The sequence below is a fragment of the Agrobacterium sp. 22-223-1 genome (genome assembly GCF_053522385.1).
In genome coordinates this window covers 1517101-1536660 of sequence record NZ_JBNWCN010000001.1, presented here as the reverse complement: position 1 = coordinate 1536660, position 19560 = coordinate 1517101, and the positions used below count along the sequence as shown (strand labels likewise).

The window sequence follows — 19560 nt, the reverse complement described above, 5'->3', positions numbered from 1 at the left end:
GGCGGGTTTTTTCTTTTTTAGCCAGTCGTTTAGCTTGCCTTCTGTTTCCTGTCCCCGGTTCGTTGGACGGTATTGGATGTGCCCCAAGCCACACCAATCTGCTTTATCCCGCAGCCAGAGCGCCATGAATTAAGGGCGGCAAATTATCGACCTGCCGCCGTTCGAATTGAATGGACGAGGTGGATCAGCGTCGGTTGCGCTGGCCGTCACCGACACGGTAGGGGTCACCGTCCATGACCTGATCCATGCGCCACTCGTTTCCACGATATGGACTATGCCACGTCTGGCACCCGGCCAGAAAGACGGTTGCGGTCAGCAATCCGAAAGTGAGGGCGGCTCGCACCATATTGAACTCCTTCGACATGTCATCACAAGCCATGTAGGCGCAGCCAGGTGGTTTTGCGATGCCTCTTTGAAATTTATCGTCCATTTCGGAACCCTGGAGCACGTCCGGTCAAAACGGAATCGTCGGACGTGCTCTATCGCTTTGTTTTTTCGCATTTCCAGACGTAAAACCGCTGCGCACTTTTACTGGAAATGCTCTAGCTGGATTCGGCCATCGTCAAATTTCGGTGGATATCGATGCACGCTGCAGTAGTCGTGCGGTTCCCCCCTACAAAAACGAGGGGTGGAATATTAGAGGTCCGATGTTAGCTTTTGTCAGGAAAATATGTCTGGGGGTTTTCGTGCTGGGGGACAAAACGGATTCAGACAATGCGCTTGGCTATTACATGTGGAGCATTTCCGACAACAGGCTGATCATGGATGCGGTCACTGCGGAATGCCACGGGTTTTCGGAGCCGGTTGCGTCGCGCGGGGTGACGATCGAGGAGATTCTGGAAAGAATCGATGTCGAGATGCGCGATCAGGTGGCGCAGGCCATTTTTGAGAGCATCACTACCGGTGTGTTTTTCGACCAGCGCTACAAGGTCAATCTGCCGGATGGGTCGGACCGGTGGATTGTGGCGAAGGGCAGGGCGATTTTTGATGCCGACAATACGCCGTTTCTGGGTATTGGCAGCGTTCGGGATATTACCCTGAAAAAAACCTATCAGTTCGAGCCTCGGCAATAGCGACCGGACGGGGTGAAAATCGTGCATAAAAAGAGGCGGCTTTCGCCGCCTTTTTTCGTCTGCACTGTGCCGGGACATCAGAAGACGGCAAGATATTTCAGCAGCGAAATAATGCCGATGATGATGACGATCACCTGTGCGATCTGTTTCGCACCGCCGCCGACCGGCAGTCGCGCGATAAGCCACAAGACGAGCACAATCACCAGGAAGGTGATCAGAATGCTGACGAGCGTAGATGTAACCATATGTCCCAGCTCCCTTTTCAATCAATACTCAACGGTCGTTCACCGTTGCGTGAGTAAAAGCGCGAGGCTAATTTTGGTTCCATCGGGTGAAATCGCGGTGTGAGGTCGGGCATGAATCAGTTCAGGGTTAAAAAGCGGCCGACGGGCGCTGTCGTCACTCTTGGCCGTCTCGGGCATCCCGATGTCGTCACGGCCACTGGAGGCGCCCTGACGGTGGTGACGGCGGCCTCGGAGCCGGGTTTCAATCCGCTCGACCTTCTTTATTCGTCGCTGTCGGCCTGTCTGGCGCTCAGCGCCCGGATTGCGGCGAGCCGCATGGGTGTGCTCGACCGGTTCGAGAAGGTCACGGTGCATGTATCAGGCGAAAAGGCTGAGGAGGAGCCGTCGCGGATCGTGCGTTTCGATGTCCGGATCGAGATAAAGGGGGATTTCGATGAGGCCGCGCGCGGCGCCATCGCCCATATGGCGGAGGATATCTGCACCGTCAGCAACACGCTGAAGGGCGATGCGGAATTTGCGCTTTCGATTACCGGCTGACCATCAGGATTTCCGGGATTTTTCCCATTTTTTCACCAGCCGGTCGCGCTTGAGCTTTGAGAGGCGCTTCAGCCAGAAAATGCCGTCCAGCTGGTCGATCTCGTGCTGGATGCAGATGGCGTGAAATCCCCCGGCGGTCTGCCGGTGTTCGCCGCCGGCTATGTCCTGAAATCTCACCTCGATTTCGGAGGGCCGCTCCACCTCGTCGGTAAATCCCGGCATGGAGACGCTGCCCTCCACATGGCGCATAGTCTGCGTGGATTGGCTGACGACTTCAGGGTTGATGTAGGTAAGGACGGTTCCCGGTGTCAACTCCAGCACAAAAACTCGCTGTTTGACGCCGATATGGGCGGCGGTGATGCCGACGCCGGGCGCGGCGCGCATCGTGTCGATCAGGTCCGTCACCAGCTCCTGCAATTGCCCGTCGAAAGCCGTGACCGGCGCGCAGATTTCGGACAAGCCGGGATGGGGGTAGGGCAGGATCGGCCTGATTGCCAAGGAATGCTCCGTTCGTTTCAAATCCGCAGGGACGCCGCCGCAAGGGCCTGTCCTTCTTCGGTTGCCTCCAGAAAGCTGCGCTGGGTGCGGGCATCGCGTTTTGTCACCTGCACGAAACGTGGCGACAGGGCAGTGATTTCGCGCAGAATGAGGGCGTGTGCAAGCCCCAGCCGGTTGGCGATGCTGCGGCTGTCAGCGGCGATGTTCAGATAAACCGAAAGAAGGATCGCTGCGCCCGTGGCTGTCAGCGCCCGTGAGGCGCTTTCATGAACCCGCTCCACCGCCGCCATGAACGCGGCGGCGGATTGCTCCTCTTCCATCAGGAGGCATCCCGGCGCAGGCGAACGGAGACGAGCACCGATTTCGATGTCGGCGTGAAACTGCCTTCGCCATAGCTCGACAGCGGCACCAGCACGTTAAGTTCGGGATAATAACCGCCGACGCTGCCCTGCGGGATATTATAGGGCACCAGCCGGAAATTCCGCGCAATGCGTTCAACGCCGTCGCCATATTCGCCGATGACATCGACGCGCTGGCGGGAATGGGCGCCGAGCGCTTCCATGTCCTTCGGATTCATGAAGATGACGTGGCGCTCGCCATAGACACCGCGATATCGGTCATCCATGCCGTAGATCGTGGTGTTGTATTGATCGTGGCTGCGGAAGGTCTGCAATACGAAGAGGTCATCGCGCGTGAGCGCCTGCTGGTGTTCGGTTTGTTCGGGCAGCGGACCGCTATAGAAGGTGGCCTTTTTCGCCGGTGTGTTCCATTCCCGTTCGGCTGCTGCGTTGCGCAGATGAAAACCGCGCGGCACGCGGACGCGCTCGTTGAAATTATCGAAACCGGGAATGACCCGCTCGATCATGTCGCGGATGAGATCGTAGTCATCGGCAAGCGCCTTCCAGTCGACTTGGGCATTGCCAAGCGTCGCCTCGGCGATGCCGGCGACGATGGCGACTTCCGAACGCAGCTCATCCGAGGCCGGCGGATTGATGCCGCCGGAACCGTGCACCATGCTCATGGAATCCTCCACCGTGACGATCTGCGAGCGGCCGGCCGAATTGCGGTCGATTTCCGTTCGGCCGAGACAGGGCAGCACGAATGAAGTTTCGCCCGGCACCAGATGCGAATGGTTGAGCTTGGTGGCGATGTTGACGGTCAGCTTCTGCTTTTCGAAGGCCTTGACGATCAGCGGGCTGTCGGGCGTCGCACGCATGAAATTGCCGCCGAGCGCGATGAAAGTATCCGCCTCGCCGTCCAGCATGGCGGCGACGGCTTCGACGGTGTTGTGGCCGGGCTTGCGCGGCATGGGGACGCCGAGTTCCTTTTCCAGCGCGTCGAGAAGTGCGGGCGGGGCTTTTTCATCGATGCCGACGGTGCGGTCGCCCTGCACGTTGGAATGGCCGCGCACCGGGCAAAGGCCGGCGCCCGGACGGCCGATATTGCCGCGCAGCAGCATGAAATTGGTGATCTCGCGAACGATGATGACCGAATGCTTGTGCTGGGTGACGCCCATGGCCCAGGTGGCGATGACGGAACCGGCATTCATGTAGATACGGGCGGATTCCTCAATCTCCGCGCGGGTGAGGCCGGACTGGTCGAGGATGCTTTCCCAGCTCGTTGCATCGACGGCGGCGCGATAGGCCTCGAACTCCGCCGCATGTTCGGCGATGAAGTCGTAATCGATGATGGCGGGTTCGCCCGCCGCCCTTGCGGCATCGTCAGCGGCGAACACCGCCTTGCTCATGCCGCGCACGGCCGCCATGTCGCCGCCCTGGCGCGGCTGGTAATAATTGGTGGCGATGCGGGTGCTGCTGCCGGTAATCATCTCCACCTTGTCCTGCGGGTCGGCAAAGCGCTCCAGACCCTTTTCGCGGATGGGGTTGAAAACGGCGATGCGGGCGCCGCGAAGGGCGGCGCGGCGCAGGTCGCCCAGCATGCGGGGATGGTTGGTGCCGGGATTTTGCCCGATGACGAAAATGGCGTCCGTCTGCTCGAAATCCTCAAGCAAGACGGTGCCTTTGCCGACGCCGATCGAAGCCTTAAGGCCGACGCCGCTTGCTTCGTGGCACATGTTGGAACAGTCGGGGAAATTGTTGGTGCCGTAAAGCCGAACCATCAACTGATAGAGGAAGGCAGCCTCGTTGGAGGCGCGGCCGGAGGTATAGAACTCCGCCCGGTCCGGGCTGTCGAGACTGTTGAGAATACGACCGATTTCGGCGAAGGCATCGTCCCAGGAGACGGGCAGATATTTGTCGCTCGCCCGGTCATAACGCATGGGGTGGGTGAGGCGGCCCTGCTTTTCCAGATCGTAGTCGGACCAGCTGCGCAGTTCCGAGACGGTGCGGCTGGCGAAGAAGTCCGGCGGCACGCGGGCTTCCGTTGCTTCCCATGACACCGCCTTGACGCCGTTTTCGCAGAACTCGAAAGATGAGCCGTGTTCCGGGTCGCCCCAGGCGCAGCCCGGGCAGTCGAATCCGTCCGGCTGGTTGGTCTTCAAAAGCGTGCGGGCGCCGGAAATCGGGGCACCGGATTCAAGAAGGCGTTTGCCGACGCTTTTGAGTGCGCCCCAGCCGCCTGCGGCGGTCGATGCCTTGCCTATGAAGTCCGTCTTGCTCATGGTCCTGATTCCCGGAAACTGTCTTCTCGTGCCCGCCTGCCGGCGTTTGCCGTTTGTCAAATGCCTATCCAGAAGCGCCGTTCCACGCTGCCTGTCAATGTCTTAATTGTGCATTGCGGCGAAACCTTTGTTCGCCCGTTCGACATTTAAAACGGGAACGGCGTAAAGGGGGTGGGCGTTGTCGCAAAACAAGCTGCAAAGCTTGGCTAAACATGCCTATAGCCGCTGGCCGCGGCTGAGCCTGCGAACCGGAAGGGGAATGTCGGATGGATTTTTCGCCGCAGCCGGAGAGCTTGTTTATTTGCCGCTATCCGGTTGTTGACAATAAACCTTTTAACGCCATTCTGCCTGCGCATCCGTGCACTGCGGCATTTGAATACAAGGGGACGCCAGATGACAGACCGTGACGACGATCCTGTCGCGCCCGAGGACATGAAGCCTGCGGAAGCGCCCTCCGATATTTACGCAGAAGACGGGTCCGTCCGCTCGGATTTTCTGACGATGGTGGGTGCGGCGATCGCTGACCGCGATCTGCTTTTCCTGCGCAAGAATGTGGCGCGGCTGCACGAATCGGAACTCGGCGACCTCCTGGAATCCATCCTGCCTGAACAGCGCCATGCGCTGGTGCGGCTTCTCGGTTCCGATTTCGACATGACGGCGCTGACCGAGGTGGACGAGGGCATCCGTCTCGATATCGTCGACCAGATGTCGAACGAGCAGATTGCCGCCGGCATCGGCGAGCTGGATTCGGACGACGCCGTCTATATTCTCGAGGACCTCGACGACGAAGACCGCGAGGATATTCTCTCGCAACTGCCGTTCACCGAACGCGTGCGGCTGATGAGGGCGCTGGATTATCCGGAAAGTTCGGCCGGCCGCCGCATGCAGACGGAGTTCGTGGCCGTGCCGCCGTTCTGGACCGTGGGGCAGACCATCGATTATCTGCGCGAAGAAGAAGAGTTGCCGGAATCCTTCTCGCAAATTTTCGTTATCGATCCCACGTTCAAGCTGGTCGGTGCGCTTGATCTCGATCGCGTGCTGCGCGCTAAGCGTCAGGTGAAGATCGAAACGATCATGCACGAGACCAACCACTCCATTCCGGCCGAGATGGACCAGGAAGAGGCCGCGCAGCTTTTTGAGCAATACGACCTTCTCTCCGCAGCCGTAGTCGATGACAACGGCCGGCTGGTGGGCGTGCTGACCATCGATGACGTGGTGGACGTCATTCAGGAAGAGGCCGAAGAGGATCTGCTGCGCCTTGGCGGTGTCGGTGACGAAGAGCTGTCTGATAGCATTGTCAGCACCTCGCGCTCGCGTGTGCCCTGGCTTGCCGTCAATCTCCTTACCGCCTTTCTGTCCGCCTCGGTCATCAGCCTGTTCGATGCGACGATCCAGCAGATTATCGCTCTGGCGATCCTGATGCCGGCGGTGGCCGGTATGGGCGGCAATGCCGGATCGCAGACCATGACGGTGTCGGTGCGGGCGCTCGCCACCAAAAGCCTCGATATTCACAACGCCGCCCGCATCATCAGGCGCGAGGCGGGTGTGGGTATCCTGAACGGCATGCTGTTCGGTTGCGCCATCGGCATTGTCGCCGGTGTCTGGTTTCAGGATATCCATATCGGTGGCATCATCGCCACGGCCATGTGTCTCAACATGCTGGCGGCGGCGCTGGCGGGCATTCTCATTCCGCTGGTGCTCGACAAGTTCGGAGCGGACCCGGCCGTCTCCTCGGCAGTCTTCGTCACGGCGGTGACAGATATTGTCGGCTTTTTCGCCTTTCTGGGGATCGCGACCTGGTGGTACGGTATTTCCGGATAGGGGAAGCGGGCAAAAATTGACTTTTACGTGAAGGTCAAATAATATCATCCGGTTATGAATCGGATAGGCCCTTGGACAAGTATTATAGCATAACCGAACTGACACGCGAATTCGGTGTTTCCACCCGTACCTTGAGATTTTATGAGGACGAGGGGCTTATTCACCCTGAGCGTCGCGGGCGCACCCGGCTTTTCAGGGCTGCGGACCGCCGCCTCATTCAGGAAATCCTGCGTGGCCGCCGTATCGGTTTCACGATCTCCGAAATTCGCGAAATCATTCACGTCTACAAGGAGCCGCCGGGCGAATCGGGCCAACTGGTGCTTCTGATGAAGAAGGTCGATGAAAAGCGCGCCGATCTCAGGCAAAAACGCAAGGACATCGAAGAGACGCTGGCGGAACTCGACAATGTCGAAGAAGCCTGTCTGACGCGGCTTGCCGAAATCGGCGTTGGGACTTGAAGCCGGCCCTATAGCGGTATTGGCTATTCCGTCGACGTAACTGTCGAGAATTGCTCCGAAGCCTTTCCATTTTTGTTGCATATGGAACGAGCGGGTTTTGCTTGTCTCTTCTCCCCGCCGGGGAGAAGAAAAGGCGGCAAGGCTAACGTTCTGGCTACCTGAGCCTACTGCGCCTCAACGGTACACTGTTGCGCCACCTCGCTGACCTTCGTCTGCTGATCGGCGCTGAGCTTGCCTTCCATCATCGTGTCGAACAGGTTTTCCGCCTGCAGCTTCTCCAGCGTGCAGCCGCAAAAACGCTGGCACAGTTCCAGCCCGTTCGCCTGCTCGACGCAGCTCTTCTCACAGCTCGATTTGTAAAGCTCGACCTGATCGACAGGCGGGGGCGGGGCGATGAGCGACAGCGTGTAGACGAGGCCGATCAGCACCGGCTGGTGAATGAGGTAAAAGGCAAGGCTGTGACGGCCGGCGCCTGCGATCAGGTTGCGAGGTGAACTCGGGCTTCGAAAGCGGTCGAGCCAGTCGCGCGGCGTGACGAATTGCGAGACCGCAAGTCCGGCAAGGAAGGGCGCAAGCCAGGGGAGAAGCGGCACATAATCGTTCGAGCGGGGGGGCATGGTGGAAAAACCGATCCAGGCCAGCCATTTTGCGTTGAACAGTTCCGATTGCAGATAGTGCGGCAGGATGAAAGCGATCGCTGCAAAAAGCAGCGTCACGGCCGCGGGTGCTCGCAGGAACAGCAGCCCGACAAGGCTTGCGGCGGCGATATTGTGCAATATGCCGAAGAAGATGAAGCTGTCCGGAAAGGCGAAATAGGTGGCGACGGTAATGAGCAGCGCCGAGCCGGCCACCATCGCAAAACGCTTGCCGAAGGACGGCCAGTTCACGCCCTTGCCATGGGCGAGAAACAGGCTGAAACCTGCCAGAAACAGGAACGAGCTGGCGATGCCGCGCGCATAGAGTTTCCACAGGCCGGTCGTCGCCGTGCCGGGTTCGAGATAGCCGAAATATTCCAGATTCCACGTGAAGTGGTAGGACGCCATGGCGATGAGGGCCAGCCCGCGCAGGGTGTCGAGACCGCCTATGCGGCCTTTGCGGCGGTTTTCGTTTGCGGCTGCGTTCGTGTCCATGGTTTCCGTTTTTCAAGCTTTCGGGGAGGCCGGTATCACGATGGGCTTGGCCCTTGAAGTGCGGCTATTTCAAGGCCTGTTTTCTTCCATGATGGCGCGTCGTGCTTCGGAAAAGAACTGGCGGCGTAACAGCGCCACGATGATGATGACCGTGCTGGCGATGAAGACGTAAGGGCTGATGAACCAGCCGAGATAACCGATGGACAGAAAGATGGTCCGCAGGCCGTCATTGAAGTTCTTAGCAGCGATGATGTTCATCTTTATGACGTTTTCGGCCGCCCGCTCCGCCGCCTCGCGATCGGCGCCGACATCGTGGACCATGGGAATGGCGCCGAACAGGATCGTGCAATAGTTGAACAGGCGGTAGGACCAGCCGAACTTGAAGAAGGAATAACCGAAAAGACAGGTGAGCCCGATGACCTTCAGTTCGAAGGCCGTGCGCCCGGCATAATGAACGAAAGGCATGTCGCGAAACACCGATTCGACCTGTTCTGTCGCGCCCAGAAGGGCGAAACATCCGCCGATGGCGAAGATGGAGGTGGAGGCGAAAAAGGCGGTGCCGTTCTGCAGGCCGGCCATAATCTGCGTGTCGATCATCTTCAGGTCGCGCTTCAGCGAGTTCATGATCCAGTCGCGGCGGCGCTCGGCCATGGCCTGATTGAGGCTGGCTCTCGAAAACAGCCTCGTTCCCGTCGTGACATGGGTATAGACGGCCCATAACAGGATGAAAACGACGATCGAGATATAGTCCATGACGGTCATCACGGGCAGGTCACCTTGCTGTTTGCGAATCTTCGAAAGCATATTGATTTGAAGGCGATGGCAAGGCAATGGCGGCGGCTGCCGTCACTCCATATTCTCCTTTGGCGTTGCGGTTTCATCATTCGGTTTTTCGCTAACTTTCCGGTAACCAAGTCGCTTTATCAATCCAGTCGCGGACGACAGGTCTGCCGGTTCCGGATTAAGGTTTTGCGTCCCGGTTCCGCCTGATTTTTGGCTAACGGCAGGGACCGATTGACAGGATAGCCGTTCGCACCTAGCCTTTCATCAGGACCGGTGTTTCCGGTATCCGGAGTCGCCAAGGCTGATATGCCCCGCATCCTGCAGGCAGGTCTTGTTTTCTCCGGTCCGGTATCAGCGGCAGTCCGGCATGAGCAACCGGGGGACGCCTTTTTCTACGAATCGTTCCCTTCATGTCTGCCTGTCCCTGGCTTGCGACACGGCGAAGATGCCGGTCCGCTTCATTCTCTTCCTTCAGGTTTTAGATGACAGATAAAAACCGCTCCGTTTTCATTCTTGGCGGCGCGCGCTCCGGCAAGTCCCGTTTTGCAGAGGAGCTTGCGGGCAAGTCCGGTGGAAGCCTGCATTATCTGGCCACCGGCCGGGCATGGGATGACGAGATGCGCGACCGCATCGTCCATCATCAGGCGCGGCGCGGCGGCGAATGGACCACCCATGAAGCGCCCGTCGATATTGCCGCCGTGCTGGAGCAGCTCGACGCGCCGGAAAATGTCGTTCTCATCGATTGCCTCACCCTGTGGCTCACCAATCTGATGATGGAGAATGCCGATATCGAGGTTGCCTTTGCGGCGCTTGAGGCGGCGATTGTATCGGCTCGGGCGAGGCTGATTTTCGTCTCCAACGAAGTCGGTCTCGGCATCGTGCCGGAAAACCGCATGGCGCGGGAATTTCGCGATCACGCCGGCCGCCTGCATCAGCGAATCGCCGCCATTGCCGCTGAGGTCTATTTTGTCGCCGCCGGTCTGCCCCTGAAGATGAAGGGCTAATTGCGCTTAGAACTTCATAGTGAGGGACGCTTTGAATGTCCGTCCTGGACCCGGCATCATGCTGAGCGACAGGGGATCGATGTAGTAGCGGTCGAACACGTTTTCGATGCTGAATCCGGCGGTGGCGTTTTCGCTTATCTTGTAGGATGCGGATAAATCAAAGAGCGTCACCGGCTGGTAGAATAGCTGTGTCGCGACGCCTCCGAAATTGTTCCAGGGTTTATCCAGTTTCGTGATCGGCGCGCTCGTGTGGGTCACTCTGGTTGCGATTTCCAGAGCCTCATCCAGGAAACGCGCTCCGAAGGTTCCGGTCAATGTGTATTGGGGCGGGTTTTGCGCGTTCGTGAAGGAGCCGGAGAACCCGCCATCGACGCATCCGGGTATGTTTTTCAGCCGGCTGTCGGAGGACATTGTCCTCATGAATTGCGCTACATCGGGTGCGCATGTTGTGGCTGAGAGATTGTATGTGGCCGAAACATCCGTGAAGAACGCTCCATTGTCGTATGTCGCCTGGAGTTCCAGTCCCTTCACGGTAAAGGAATCGGCATTGTAGAACGCATTATTATATTGGCGCGCCAGTCTCCTGAGCGCGGGATCCCTGTAGGAGCCCTCATTATAATATTCGTGTCGGGTGATGTAGTCCTTGGTTTTGTTGTTGAAGTAGGAGAGGCGGGCCATGAAACTGTCGCCGCCCTCCAGAAGATTTTCCATTTTGGTCGACACGCCGAATTCGAGGTTGCGGGCCTGTTCGGGTCTCAGATCGGCAGGCGCCGCGGCCGAAGCGTTGCCGACCATGGATTCCGTGAGGCTTGGCATACGAATCCCGTGGGTATAGGCCGCGTGAAGCTTCCAGCCATCGAAAACTTCGTAGCTGCCGCTGAGACTGGGCGCAAAGCCTGAGTTGCGACGCCGCAGATTGTCATAATATATGGTTCTTTTACCCTCGCTGGACCATTGATCACTTTCGACCAAAGTGAGACTGTCATCATAGTCTAAAGAGGAAAGAGATGTCATTTCACTGTCATCCCCCGCGTGTCCAACAGGATATCCTTTGCCATCGGGCATCTTTCGCGGATCGGTGGCATCGGTATAGTTCCCTTGGGTATCGGAATACCAGAACGCATTGCCGCGCGGCACTGGGCGTGTCTCTAGCGGAAGAGAATAATCATACAGGTACCAGCCGTTGCCGTCCGGAACCAGATTGCCGTCGCCATCGACCAGGAAGTCGTACTCGGTTTCGTTCTTGTAAAAATAGAGCGATTTACGGTTGATCGTATAAGTCTCTTCTTCACGTCTTTTGTTATGATCGTAGGTCTTGAATTTGGTGAACCTGCCGCCGAGGCTGATGTCCAGGCGCTCGTCCGGCTCCCAGGTCACTGTGCCGAAGCTATCGAACTGCTCACGGTCCGCCTGCTGATGAAAGTTTCCGCTGACCTGTCTGCCATTGGCTTCGCTGGGGGCGTCCGAGGGCGGGAAAAGCTTCTCGAAGCGCAGCGCCGCACCATAGTTGATTTTGAACTGTCCAATCTCGGTGTCGACTTTGGATGTGTTGGCGATATCAACCGAAGTCGTCTCCATGATACGTGACGCGCCGTAAAAGCGTTTGTAGCACCGCTCCGAGAAAGGATCGTCGTTGCATGCGGGCCGGTCGCTGGGCGTCTGGCTCGATAGCGTCAGATAGCCGTCATAGGCCAGATGCGAATAAGCGAAATTGGCTGTCAGGTCGATGAGGTCGCTGTCTTGTGGATTCCACCTGTATCGTGCCGTTACGCTATCGCTGTTGACCGTCGAGGGATCCCATTGCGGGATGGAGCCTGTTGAGTTTCGCAATATTTGCGAACTCATGATCTCGCCCATGCGACCATTGAAATAGCGATAGCCGAGATCCAGTGTGTGATCCTCGAGCGGACGCAATGTCAGCTTGAATAGGGCGGATTCCGTCTGGCTTGAGGTGTTGAACACCTCGCCGCCATCCGGGTAGAGCTTTGCGACCGAGTTTTCCTCTCTTCCATCCTGGAATATCCGATATTTGTCGCGGCCCTTGCTGCCGGCGAAGTAATTGCCGTTGTGACGTTTTGCATAGGCGCCAACCACGTCGAAGTTTTCCTGGCCGAGTGCGAAGGCAGCGCTTCCATTGCCCGTTTGCGGTTCGAAAAACGAGTTTCTGTCGGTATTTTCCGGCGCATTGAAAGTATCGGGCAACGATGCGCTGTTGGAAGCGACGCTTCCCCTGAGCCTCACGCCGATTTCGTTGCCCTCTATCAGAACATCCTCCGGCCGGATCGTCGACATGGCGATGGTGCCGCCGATGGCGTCAAGGGCGGGAGAGGGGCCTTTGAAGACGCTGACCGAGCTTATCAAATCCGGATCGATATAGTTTCTTTCCTGACGCCCCGCATAACCGCGATAGACATCGATGCTGTTTTCCGCGCCGTCCACGGTCACCTTGACCCGCTTTTGCCCTTGCAGACCGCGAATATTGGGATCGATGCCTCCGCCTGTCCGCGCTTCGCCGGTATAGACGCCTGGAATTCCTTTCAGAATATCGGAAGGGCTGGAGCCGGTCAGCCGGCTGATCGTTTCCTCATCCACGAAGTAAGCGCTTTGCGCCTGATCGTAGGCCGCGGTTTTTTCCCCGTTGAAGCGGCCAAATCCTGCGCCTGACACAATGATTGGTTCGAGCTCCGTGCCTTCCGCCTCTACCGATGCCTGGGGTGTGGCGGTGATGGTGACGACCTTGTCATTCAGGAAACGGTATTGAAGTCCGGTGCCCCGCAAAAGACGGCTTATGGCTTGCGAGGGTGTGAAGGAACCCGAAAGGCCGGATGTGGTTCTTTCCCTGACGAGTGAAGCTTCGATGCCGATCTGTAAGCCGAGGCGTGCTGCCAGCGCGTTGAGAGTCGCGGATAGTTTGCCGGCGGGAATTTCGAATGTTATGGCTTCACCTGGCGTTTGCGCGGTCGCAAGCGGCATCACGCACAGGCTCGCGCCGCTATAAAGGGCCGCAGCCAGCATGCCGCGCATAACGATCTTTCTCTTCATATCCCCAATCCCCAGCAAATCCGATAAAAAAGGTTTGTCGGGGAGCTAGACGAATGAGCATCGGGGTTTCTGCAGTCCGGTGAAGAAAAACTAGTAAATTATAGTCAGGAATTTGCCGGTCCGGGCGATCCGCAGACCGAAAGCATCGGCGAAATCGTCAAGTGCGCGGTTTCCATCCGTCAGATTGAACGAACCGGTTATCCTTTTCCTGTTCAGACGGGGATCGAGCGTAATGACGCGGCCGGGTATATGACGGAATATCTGGGTGACCACCTCCGATAGCGGGCGATCGTCGAAGACGAGGCGACCGTTGCGCCAGGGTGTCTGAAACTCCGCTGGGACCGTTTCCTCAGGTCCGATGCCCGCGTCATCGACGATGATGCGTTTTCCCGGATCCAGAACGACCCTTTGCTTCGTGGCGTCGGAATGGACGGCGACCCTGCTTTCTGTCACCGTTACCTCAAAGCCGCTCTCCAGAAGATTGACGTCGAAAGCCGTTCCGAGCGCCGTGACGGCGCCCTCCGGCGTGGCGACTTCGAAAGCGCCGAGCGTATCGGACCGCGCCACCTCGAAATAGGCTTCGCCTTTCAGCAAATCTATCCTTCGGCGTCCGTTGGAGAAGGAAAGTGCAATCGCGGTATCGGAATTCATATGTATGGTCGAACCGTCCGGCAGCTTTTCGGTTCGCAGTTCCGTCTTCGCCGTCATCAGGTCGACCCTGAGTTGGGTTGGAACATCCAAGACGGCAATGAGGCTACCTGAAACCGTCAGCAAAAGGACGGCCACGATTATTTTGCCAGGCCCTTTGCCGCGGCGAAATGCCTTCCTCGTGAAAGCCGGCTCTTTTGCAAGCGCGATATGCGTATGATCAAGCACGGCAGCGACACGACGATAGGCTTCCGCATGCGCGGGATCGGCCGCGAGCCACCGGTCGAACTCTTCCTTTTCGGTCGGGCTTGTGGTTTCCGAAAGACAGAGCGCCCAATCCACCGCTTGTTGCCGGATGCGCTTGCTGTTGTCTGTCATGCTTTCACGTTTCCATCGCGTTCAATCGGGGTTGCGGAATTGGGCGCCGAATGCGGCTAGTCGAACTGATCCATCTTTTCCAGACAATGGAGCACGGCATGTCGCAAATGCCTGTCCACCGATCCACGTGTGATGCCCATGGCGGCGGCGATATCCTCGCGCGGTATTTGTCCCACCCTGTGTGCTATGAACACCCGGCGGCATGTCGGCGGCAAAGCCTGGATTGCCTCGCGCAATGCCGTAAGCCGCTTGCGGAGATCAAGATTTTGTCCGGGGGCGTGCTGCTGGGTGGCGATTGCTTCTGCGGATCGGTCAAGCTGCGCGAAAAGCCGTGTTTCGAAAGCGGCTCTTCTCATCCTGTCGAAACCGAGATTGACGGCCGCCCGAATGAGAAAGGCTTTTATACTGGATTTGTGTTCCAGCCGATGGTCACTGGTTGCAAGCTTTATATAAAGATCATGCACGACATCGTGCGACAGGGACTGATCGATACCTTTTCGACTGACAGCCTGAATTATCTCCCTGTAATAACGTTCAATAGACATGTCCAGCGGACGCCTTTCGTCGGAAAAACGTTCTGGAGATACTTCGATCGGCGGCTTCGAACTCATTATAATCTTTTGCCAATCCAGTTAAAGCCGCAGTTTCCCAGACGAAATAGCATTGCCACATGAAAAGGCAATAAAAACATGATTGTATTATTCATATTTTTTCCGGGTTCTTTTTCTTGATCTGGATCAAGGTGGCGTTGCCCTGCCGGTGGCAATGCTCCAACCGACGCAAAGGCGCGTTTCCGCTCTCCCAGGCGCGTGCCGTGCTTTTCGTCGGTCGGCTTGCACGTTGGGGGAAACCAACAATGAATTACACGTTAGAAACCGCGATCGTGGCGCTCGGCGCCTTTCTCGCGTTGCTCGGGGCAGCCTTTGCCCATGACAGTCTTTTCGCCGCCCATATGTGGGTGCTGTTCTTTACGCTTCTGGTCAGCACGGTGCTTCTGCTGCGCCGTGTCTCCTTCGCGCCTGTCGATTCAGCCGCGCGTGCCCGCCTCAAGTCGGAATATTTCGATGAGGTGGTGAAATACGGCGTCATCGCCACCGTGTTCTGGGGTGTCGTCGGTTTTCTGGTCGGCGTCGTGGTGGCGCTTCAGCTCGCTTTTCCCGATCTCAATATCGCGCCCTATTTCAATTTCGGCCGGATGCGGCCGCTGCACACATCGGCGGTGATCTTCGCTTTCGGGGGAAATGCGCTGATCGCCACCTCCTTTTACGTGGTGCAGAGAACCTGTCGGGCGCGCCTGTTCGGCGGCAATCTCGGCTGGTTCGTGTTCTGGGGCTACAACCTCTTCATCGTCATGGCCGCCACCGGCTATCTGCTCGGTATTACGCAGGGACGCGAATATGCGGAACCCGAATGGTATGTGGACATCTGGCTGACCATCGTATGGGTCGCCTATCTGCTTGTGTTCCTCGGTACGATCCTCACGCGCAAGGAGCCGCATATCTATGTGGCGAACTGGTTCTACCTGAGCTTCATCGTCACCATCGCCATGCTGCATATCGTCAATAATCTGGCGGTGCCGGTGTCCTTCCTCGGGATCAAGAGCTATTCGGCCTTCTCGGGCGTGCAGGACGCGCTGACGCAATGGTGGTACGGCCATAACGCCGTCGGCTTCTTCCTGACGGCCGGCTTCCTCGGCATGATGTACTACTTCATCCCGAAGCAGGTGAACCGCCCGGTCTATTCCTACCGCCTGTCGATCATCCACTTCTGGGCGCTGATCTTCATGTATATCTGGGCCGGCCCGCACCATCTGCACTATACCGCGCTGCCGGACTGGGCGCAGACGCTCGGCATGGTGTTCTCTGTCATGCTGTGGATGCCGTCGTGGGGCGGCATGATCAACGGCCTGATGACGCTTTCGGGCGCATGGGACAAGATCCGTACCGATCCCGTCGTGCGCATGATGGTGATGGCGGTGGCCTTCTACGGCATGGCGACTTTCGAAGGTCCGATGATGTCGATCAAGGCCGTCAACTCGCTCAGCCACTATACCGACTGGACCATCGGCCATGTTCATTCCGGCGCACTCGGCTGGAACGGCATGATCACTTTCGGCGCGATCTATTACCTGACGCCGAAACTCTGGGGCAGGGAGCGTCTCTACAGCCTGCAACTGGTCAACTGGCACTTCTGGCTCGCCACGCTCGGCATCGTCGTTTACGCCGCCGTCATGTGGGTGGCCGGCATCCAGCAGGCGCTGATGTGGCGCGAATACGATGCCCAAGGCTTCCTCGTCTATTCCTTCGCGGAATCGGTCGCGGCGCTGTTCCCCTATTACGTGATGCGTGCCTTGGGCGGCCTGATGTTCCTCAGCGGCGCGCTGATCATGGCCTACAACGTCACGATGACCATCCTCGGTCATCAACGCGAGGAGGGCGCCAGCAAAGGCGCGGCACCCTCGCTGCAGCCTGCTGAATAAGGAGGGGCCCCATGTCCATTCTTGACAAACACGCCGTCATCGAACGCAACGCGACGCTGCTTCTGGTCGGTTCCCTGCTGGTCGTTTCCATCGGCGGCATCGTTGAAATCGCACCGCTCTTCTATCTCGAAAACACCATCGAGAAAGTGGAGGGCATGCGACCCTACACGCCGCTGGAGCTGGCCGGGCGCAACATCTACATCCGCGAGGGGTGTTATGTCTGCCACAGCCAGATGATCCGGCCGTTCCGCGACGAGGTGGAGCGTTACGGGCACTACAGCCTGGCGGCGGAATCCATGTACGACCACCCGTTCCAGTGGGGTTCCAAGCGCACGGGGCCGGACCTCGCGCGCGTCGGAGATCGTTATTCGAACGAGTGGCACGTGCAGCATCTGGCCGATCCGCGTTCGGTGGTGCCGGAATCGATCATGCCCTCCTATGCGTTCCTGAAGACCACGCCGCTGAAGATCACCGACGTTTCCATGGAGCTGAAGGCCAACCGCGCCGTCGGCGTGCCCTATAGTGACGAGATGATCGAAAAATCCGCCGCCGATCTTGCCGCCCAGGCCGACCCGAATGCGGATTCGTCGGAACTTCTGGCGCGTTATCCGAAGGCGAAGGTGGGCGATTTCGACGGCGATCCGGCCAAGCTTACCGAAATGGATGCGCTGGTCGCCTATCTGCAGATGCTCGGCACGCTGGTCGATTTCTCGACCTATGACGATGCCGCCGGATACCGGTGAGGAGGTTTAAGCCATGGAAACCTACACGGCCATGCGCCACTTCGCCGATAGCTGGGGCCTGCTTGCCATGACCCTGTTCTTTGCCGGCGTCGTCGTTTTCACCCTTCGCCCCGGCTCCAGACAAGCCGCGGACGATGCCGCCAGCATTCCGCTTAAGGAGGACTAGGATATGTCCGAAAAACACATTGATGACATCAGCGGCGTCGAAACCACCGGCCATGAATGGGACGGTATCCGCGAACTGAACAATCCCATGCCGCGCTGGTGGGTCTGGACCTTCTATTTCACGATCCTCTGGGCCATCGGTTACACCATCGCCTATCCGGCATGGCCGCTGATCAATGGGGCGACGCAAGGGTTGCTCGGCTGGAACAGCCGCGGCGACATCGCCGCCGAAATTGCCGATGCAAAACAGTCGCAGAGCGTCTTTGTCGACAAGATCGCCAATTCGTCGCTTGCCGAAATTCAGGCCGACCCGACTCTGATGCAATTTGCCCTTTCCGGCGGCGCTGCCGCTTTCAAGGTCAATTGCATTCAGTGTCACGGTTCAGGTGCTGAAGGCGGGCAGGGTTATCCCAACCTCAACGATGACGACTGGATGTGGGGCGGCAGCGTCGACGACATCTATACGACGGTGAAGCACGGCATTCGTTTTGCCGACGATGCGGATACGCGCGCTTCGGAAATGCCGGCCTTTAGCGATATCCTCCAGTCGAATGAAATCCGCGAGGTTGCCGCCTATGTCGTCAGTCTCACCGGCACCCCCTCCAACCCGGCGCTGGTGGAGCCCGGCAAGCAGCTCTTTGCCGACAATTGCGCCTCCTGCCACGGGGAAGACGCCAAGGGCAACCGCGAATTCGGCGCGCCCAATCTCGCCGATGCGATCTGGCTGAAGTCGCAGGGCGAAGAGGGGATTGTCTCGCAGATACGGTCGCCCAAGCACGGGGTCATGCCCGCCTGGGGTGAGCGCCTCGGCGATACGACGGTCAAGCAGCTGGCGATCTTCGTTCATTCGCTTGGCGGTGGTGAGTGATAGCAAAGACAGGAAATGGAAAGGGCTGTGTCATGCGGCCCCCGGATAGATGACAGCGGCCTGAAAGCTCTCTTCCGTCATGCTCGGGCCTGTCCCGAGCATCTGCAACGTCTCGATTTAATTGGACGTGATTAGATCCTTGGGACAAGCCCAAGGATGACGTCGAGTGTAAAGAAGCTCTGCCATCACACTCAAAGGGCCGCATAGCGGCCCTTTTTTCTTTATCGGTCCGACCAGACAGCCAGTTCATACCCGTCCGGATCGGTGAAGTGAAAACGCCGCCCGCCCGGAAACTCGAAGATTGCGACGCTGATCTGCCCGCCGGCGGCTTCGACGCGTCGCTGCACATCCTCGATATCGGCGGCGTAGAGAATGACGAGCGGTCCGCCCTTGGCCGAGACCGGCGCCGTGGTGGTGAAACCGCCGGTCAGCCGGCCATCGGAAAACTCGCAATATTGCGGACCGTAATCCTTAAAGGACCAGCCGAAGGCGCCGCCGTAAAATTCCTTGCTGCGCTCGATATCGGCGACGTTGAATTCGACATAGTCGATCCGCCGGTCGTTCGTATTCGTGGTCATGCTTCCTCCATCAATCCTTTTCGAGCAGCGCCTTCAGCGTTTCGAGATCGGCCGTGATCGCTTTTGCATCCTGCTCGAAATCCTCGTCCGTCATGCCCTGAAGGCGAAGCAGGGTGAAACTCACCTCCGTGCCGCTGCCATTCGGCGTTACCCGTAGCGCGTTATAAACCTTCACACCATCCGGCAAGGTCACGACATGGTCGATGACGCCGAACTCGTTTGCGGGCGCGAAATTGACCCGCACCTCGCCAAGCGGCCCGCCCTCGGCAATCCAGTCCTCGCCGTCCGGTGTGAGGCCGCCCGCAAGGCCTGCGGCCCAGTGCGGCATGTTCTGCGGGTTGGAGGCGAAGTCATAGACGTGGCTCCAGGGTTTTTCGACCGACAGATGAATGATTCTCGACTGCATGACAGGCATTTCATCCTCCCTTGGCGGCGCGTTCCCATACTGCGCCACTTTGTCGTCACTTGATGTAAGTCAAGGATGTTTCAC

The 19560-nt window shown here is 58.2% G+C and carries 21 protein-coding genes; 9 read left to right on the top strand and 12 right to left on the bottom strand.

Going from position 1 to position 19560, the window contains the following annotated elements; translation table 11 throughout:
* Positions 1–184: 184 nt before the first annotated feature.
* The gene (locus ACQZ60_RS07630) at positions 185–346 is read right to left on the bottom strand and encodes a hypothetical protein (protein WP_078053104.1); all 162 of its coding nucleotides are present in this window, start codon (positions 344–346) and stop codon (positions 185–187) included.
* 301 nt (positions 347–647) lie between these two features.
* Here ACQZ60_RS07630 and ACQZ60_RS07625 point away from each other — a divergent pair, with 301 nt between their 5' ends.
* A complete protein-coding gene (locus tag ACQZ60_RS07625) occupies positions 648–1073 on the top strand; it encodes a PAS domain-containing protein (protein WP_020813199.1) in 426 nt (141 codons plus the stop codon).
* 77 nt (positions 1074–1150) lie between these two features.
* Here the strand turns inward: ACQZ60_RS07625 and ACQZ60_RS07620 are convergent, their stop codons facing one another.
* A complete protein-coding gene (locus ACQZ60_RS07620) occupies positions 1151–1318 on the bottom strand; it encodes a Thivi_2564 family membrane protein (protein ID WP_003502827.1) in 168 nt (55 codons plus the stop codon).
* A 111-nt stretch (positions 1319–1429) separates the two neighbouring features.
* Here ACQZ60_RS07620 and ACQZ60_RS07615 point away from each other — a divergent pair, with 111 nt between their 5' ends.
* Entirely contained in the window at positions 1430–1855 is a 426-nt protein-coding gene (locus ACQZ60_RS07615; protein WP_020813198.1) for an OsmC family protein, read from the top strand.
* A 3-nt stretch (positions 1856–1858) separates the two neighbouring features.
* On the opposite strand, the gene ACQZ60_RS07610 is transcribed toward ACQZ60_RS07615, so the two are convergent.
* The 3 genes from ACQZ60_RS07610 to ACQZ60_RS07600 are packed head-to-tail and all read right to left on the bottom strand — an operon-like array spanning position 1859 to position 4973.
* A complete protein-coding gene (locus tag ACQZ60_RS07610; protein WP_448735011.1) occupies positions 1859–2353 on the bottom strand; it encodes a peptide deformylase in 495 nt (164 codons plus the stop codon).
* Between the two features lie 17 nt (positions 2354–2370).
* The gene (locus ACQZ60_RS07605; RefSeq protein WP_020813196.1) at positions 2371–2673 is read right to left on the bottom strand and encodes a hypothetical protein; all 303 of its coding nucleotides are present in this window, start codon (positions 2671–2673) and stop codon (positions 2371–2373) included.
* Entirely contained in the window at positions 2673–4973 is a 2301-nt protein-coding gene (locus ACQZ60_RS07600; RefSeq protein WP_020813195.1) for an FdhF/YdeP family oxidoreductase, read from the bottom strand. Before ACQZ60_RS07600 ends, ACQZ60_RS07605 begins: the two co-directional genes overlap by 1 nt.
* A gap of 393 nt (positions 4974–5366) precedes the next feature.
* Here ACQZ60_RS07600 and mgtE point away from each other — a divergent pair, with 393 nt between their 5' ends.
* Together mgtE and ACQZ60_RS07590 are read left to right on the top strand one after the other, a co-directional pair.
* Complete coding sequence (gene mgtE, locus ACQZ60_RS07595) at positions 5367–6794, top strand: magnesium transporter (protein WP_448735010.1); 1428 nt, start codon at positions 5367–5369, stop codon at positions 6792–6794.
* A gap of 71 nt (positions 6795–6865) precedes the next feature.
* The gene (locus ACQZ60_RS07590) at positions 6866–7252 is read left to right on the top strand and encodes a MerR family transcriptional regulator (protein WP_003495942.1); all 387 of its coding nucleotides are present in this window, start codon (positions 6866–6868) and stop codon (positions 7250–7252) included.
* A 164-nt stretch (positions 7253–7416) separates the two neighbouring features.
* Here the strand turns inward: ACQZ60_RS07590 and ACQZ60_RS07585 are convergent, their stop codons facing one another.
* Both ACQZ60_RS07585 and ACQZ60_RS07580 read right to left on the bottom strand, forming a co-directional pair.
* Complete coding sequence (locus ACQZ60_RS07585) at positions 7417–8382, bottom strand: heparan-alpha-glucosaminide N-acetyltransferase (protein ID WP_020813194.1); 966 nt, start codon at positions 8380–8382, stop codon at positions 7417–7419.
* Positions 8383–8451: 69 nt separating this feature from the next.
* The gene (locus ACQZ60_RS07580) at positions 8452–9144 is read right to left on the bottom strand and encodes a DUF599 domain-containing protein (protein ID WP_003524993.1); all 693 of its coding nucleotides are present in this window, start codon (positions 9142–9144) and stop codon (positions 8452–8454) included.
* A 503-nt stretch (positions 9145–9647) separates the two neighbouring features.
* Between ACQZ60_RS07580 and cobU the strand changes: the two genes are divergently transcribed.
* Positions 9648–10169: a bifunctional adenosylcobinamide kinase/adenosylcobinamide-phosphate guanylyltransferase gene (gene cobU / locus ACQZ60_RS07575; protein ID WP_020813192.1), complete on the top strand. Its 522-nt coding sequence runs from the start codon at positions 9648–9650 to the stop codon at positions 10167–10169.
* 6 nt (positions 10170–10175) lie between these two features.
* Here the strand turns inward: cobU and ACQZ60_RS07570 are convergent, their stop codons facing one another.
* The 3 genes from ACQZ60_RS07570 to ACQZ60_RS07560 form a co-directional block, all read right to left on the bottom strand.
* The gene (locus ACQZ60_RS07570; protein ID WP_031234514.1) at positions 10176–13211 is read right to left on the bottom strand and encodes a TonB-dependent receptor; all 3036 of its coding nucleotides are present in this window, start codon (positions 13209–13211) and stop codon (positions 10176–10178) included.
* A 90-nt stretch (positions 13212–13301) separates the two neighbouring features.
* Positions 13302–14237: a FecR family protein gene (locus ACQZ60_RS07565; RefSeq protein WP_448735009.1), complete on the bottom strand. Its 936-nt coding sequence runs from the start codon at positions 14235–14237 to the stop codon at positions 13302–13304.
* 56 nt (positions 14238–14293) lie between these two features.
* Positions 14294–14782, bottom strand: a complete 489-nt coding sequence (locus ACQZ60_RS07560) for an RNA polymerase sigma factor (RefSeq protein WP_245289574.1) — start codon at positions 14780–14782, stop codon at positions 14294–14296.
* Between the two features lie 311 nt (positions 14783–15093).
* Between ACQZ60_RS07560 and ccoN the strand changes: the two genes are divergently transcribed.
* From ccoN to ccoP, 4 genes are read left to right on the top strand one after another with little or no spacing between them, the layout of a single operon-like run.
* On the top strand, positions 15094–16716 hold the full coding sequence (gene ccoN / locus ACQZ60_RS07555; RefSeq protein WP_142779226.1) for a cytochrome-c oxidase, cbb3-type subunit I: 1623 nt from the start codon (positions 15094–15096) through the stop codon (positions 16714–16716).
* 11 nt (positions 16717–16727) lie between these two features.
* Positions 16728–17459, top strand: coding sequence for a cytochrome-c oxidase, cbb3-type subunit II (ccoO, locus tag ACQZ60_RS07550; protein ID WP_448735008.1), 732 nt, complete (start codon positions 16728–16730; stop codon positions 17457–17459).
* 13 nt (positions 17460–17472) lie between these two features.
* Positions 17473–17625 carry a CcoQ/FixQ family Cbb3-type cytochrome c oxidase assembly chaperone gene (locus ACQZ60_RS07545; RefSeq protein WP_003525003.1) on the top strand — a complete coding sequence of 51 codons (153 nt, stop codon included), beginning with the start codon at positions 17473–17475 and terminating at the stop codon, positions 17623–17625.
* A 3-nt stretch (positions 17626–17628) separates the two neighbouring features.
* Positions 17629–18492: a cytochrome-c oxidase, cbb3-type subunit III gene (ccoP, locus tag ACQZ60_RS07540; RefSeq protein ID WP_020813187.1), complete on the top strand. Its 864-nt coding sequence runs from the start codon at positions 17629–17631 to the stop codon at positions 18490–18492.
* A 221-nt stretch (positions 18493–18713) separates the two neighbouring features.
* Here ccoP and ACQZ60_RS07535 read toward each other — a convergent pair whose 3' ends face one another.
* Entirely contained in the window at positions 18714–19070 is a 357-nt protein-coding gene (locus tag ACQZ60_RS07535; RefSeq protein ID WP_448735007.1) for a VOC family protein, read from the bottom strand.
* A gap of 10 nt (positions 19071–19080) precedes the next feature.
* Entirely contained in the window at positions 19081–19485 is a 405-nt protein-coding gene (locus ACQZ60_RS07530) for an SRPBCC family protein (protein WP_448735006.1), read from the bottom strand.
* Positions 19486–19560: the final 75 nt, after the last annotated feature.

Excerpts from the sequence above, each read along its gene's own strand:
- ACQZ60_RS07630 (WP_078053104.1), bottom strand. The coding sequence starts at position 346 with ATGGTGCGAGCCGCCCTCACTTTCGGATTGCTGACCGCAACCGTCTTT.
- ACQZ60_RS07625 (WP_020813199.1), top strand. The coding sequence starts at position 648 with ATGTTAGCTTTTGTCAGGAAAATATGTCTGGGGGTTTTCGTGCTGGGG.
- ACQZ60_RS07620 (WP_003502827.1), bottom strand. The coding sequence starts at position 1,318 with ATGGTTACATCTACGCTCGTCAGCATTCTGATCACCTTCCTGGTGATT.
- ACQZ60_RS07615 (WP_020813198.1), top strand. The coding sequence starts at position 1,430 with ATGAATCAGTTCAGGGTTAAAAAGCGGCCGACGGGCGCTGTCGTCACT.
- ACQZ60_RS07605 (WP_020813196.1), bottom strand. The coding sequence starts at position 2,673 with ATGGAAGAGGAGCAATCCGCCGCCGCGTTCATGGCGGCGGTGGAGCGG.
- ACQZ60_RS07600 (WP_020813195.1), bottom strand. The coding sequence starts at position 4,973 with ATGAGCAAGACGGACTTCATAGGCAAGGCATCGACCGCCGCAGGCGGC.
- mgtE (WP_448735010.1), top strand. The coding sequence starts at position 5,367 with ATGACAGACCGTGACGACGATCCTGTCGCGCCCGAGGACATGAAGCCT.
- ACQZ60_RS07585 (WP_020813194.1), bottom strand. The coding sequence starts at position 8,382 with ATGGACACGAACGCAGCCGCAAACGAAAACCGCCGCAAAGGCCGCATA.
- ACQZ60_RS07580 (WP_003524993.1), bottom strand. The coding sequence starts at position 9,144 with ATGACCGTCATGGACTATATCTCGATCGTCGTTTTCATCCTGTTATGG.
- cobU (WP_020813192.1), top strand. The coding sequence starts at position 9,648 with ATGACAGATAAAAACCGCTCCGTTTTCATTCTTGGCGGCGCGCGCTCC.
- ACQZ60_RS07570 (WP_031234514.1), bottom strand. The coding sequence starts at position 13,211 with ATGAAGAGAAAGATCGTTATGCGCGGCATGCTGGCTGCGGCCCTTTAT.
- ACQZ60_RS07565 (WP_448735009.1), bottom strand. The coding sequence starts at position 14,237 with ATGACAGACAACAGCAAGCGCATCCGGCAACAAGCGGTGGATTGGGCG.
- ACQZ60_RS07560 (WP_245289574.1), bottom strand. The coding sequence starts at position 14,782 with ATGTCTATTGAACGTTATTACAGGGAGATAATTCAGGCTGTCAGTCGA.
- ccoN (WP_142779226.1), top strand. The coding sequence starts at position 15,094 with ATGAATTACACGTTAGAAACCGCGATCGTGGCGCTCGGCGCCTTTCTC.
- ccoO (WP_448735008.1), top strand. The coding sequence starts at position 16,728 with ATGTCCATTCTTGACAAACACGCCGTCATCGAACGCAACGCGACGCTG.
- ACQZ60_RS07545 (WP_003525003.1), top strand. The coding sequence starts at position 17,473 with ATGGAAACCTACACGGCCATGCGCCACTTCGCCGATAGCTGGGGCCTG.
- ccoP (WP_020813187.1), top strand. The coding sequence starts at position 17,629 with ATGTCCGAAAAACACATTGATGACATCAGCGGCGTCGAAACCACCGGC.
- ACQZ60_RS07535 (WP_448735007.1), bottom strand. The coding sequence starts at position 19,070 with ATGACCACGAATACGAACGACCGGCGGATCGACTATGTCGAATTCAAC.
- ACQZ60_RS07530 (WP_448735006.1), bottom strand. The coding sequence starts at position 19,485 with ATGCCTGTCATGCAGTCGAGAATCATTCATCTGTCGGTCGAAAAACCC.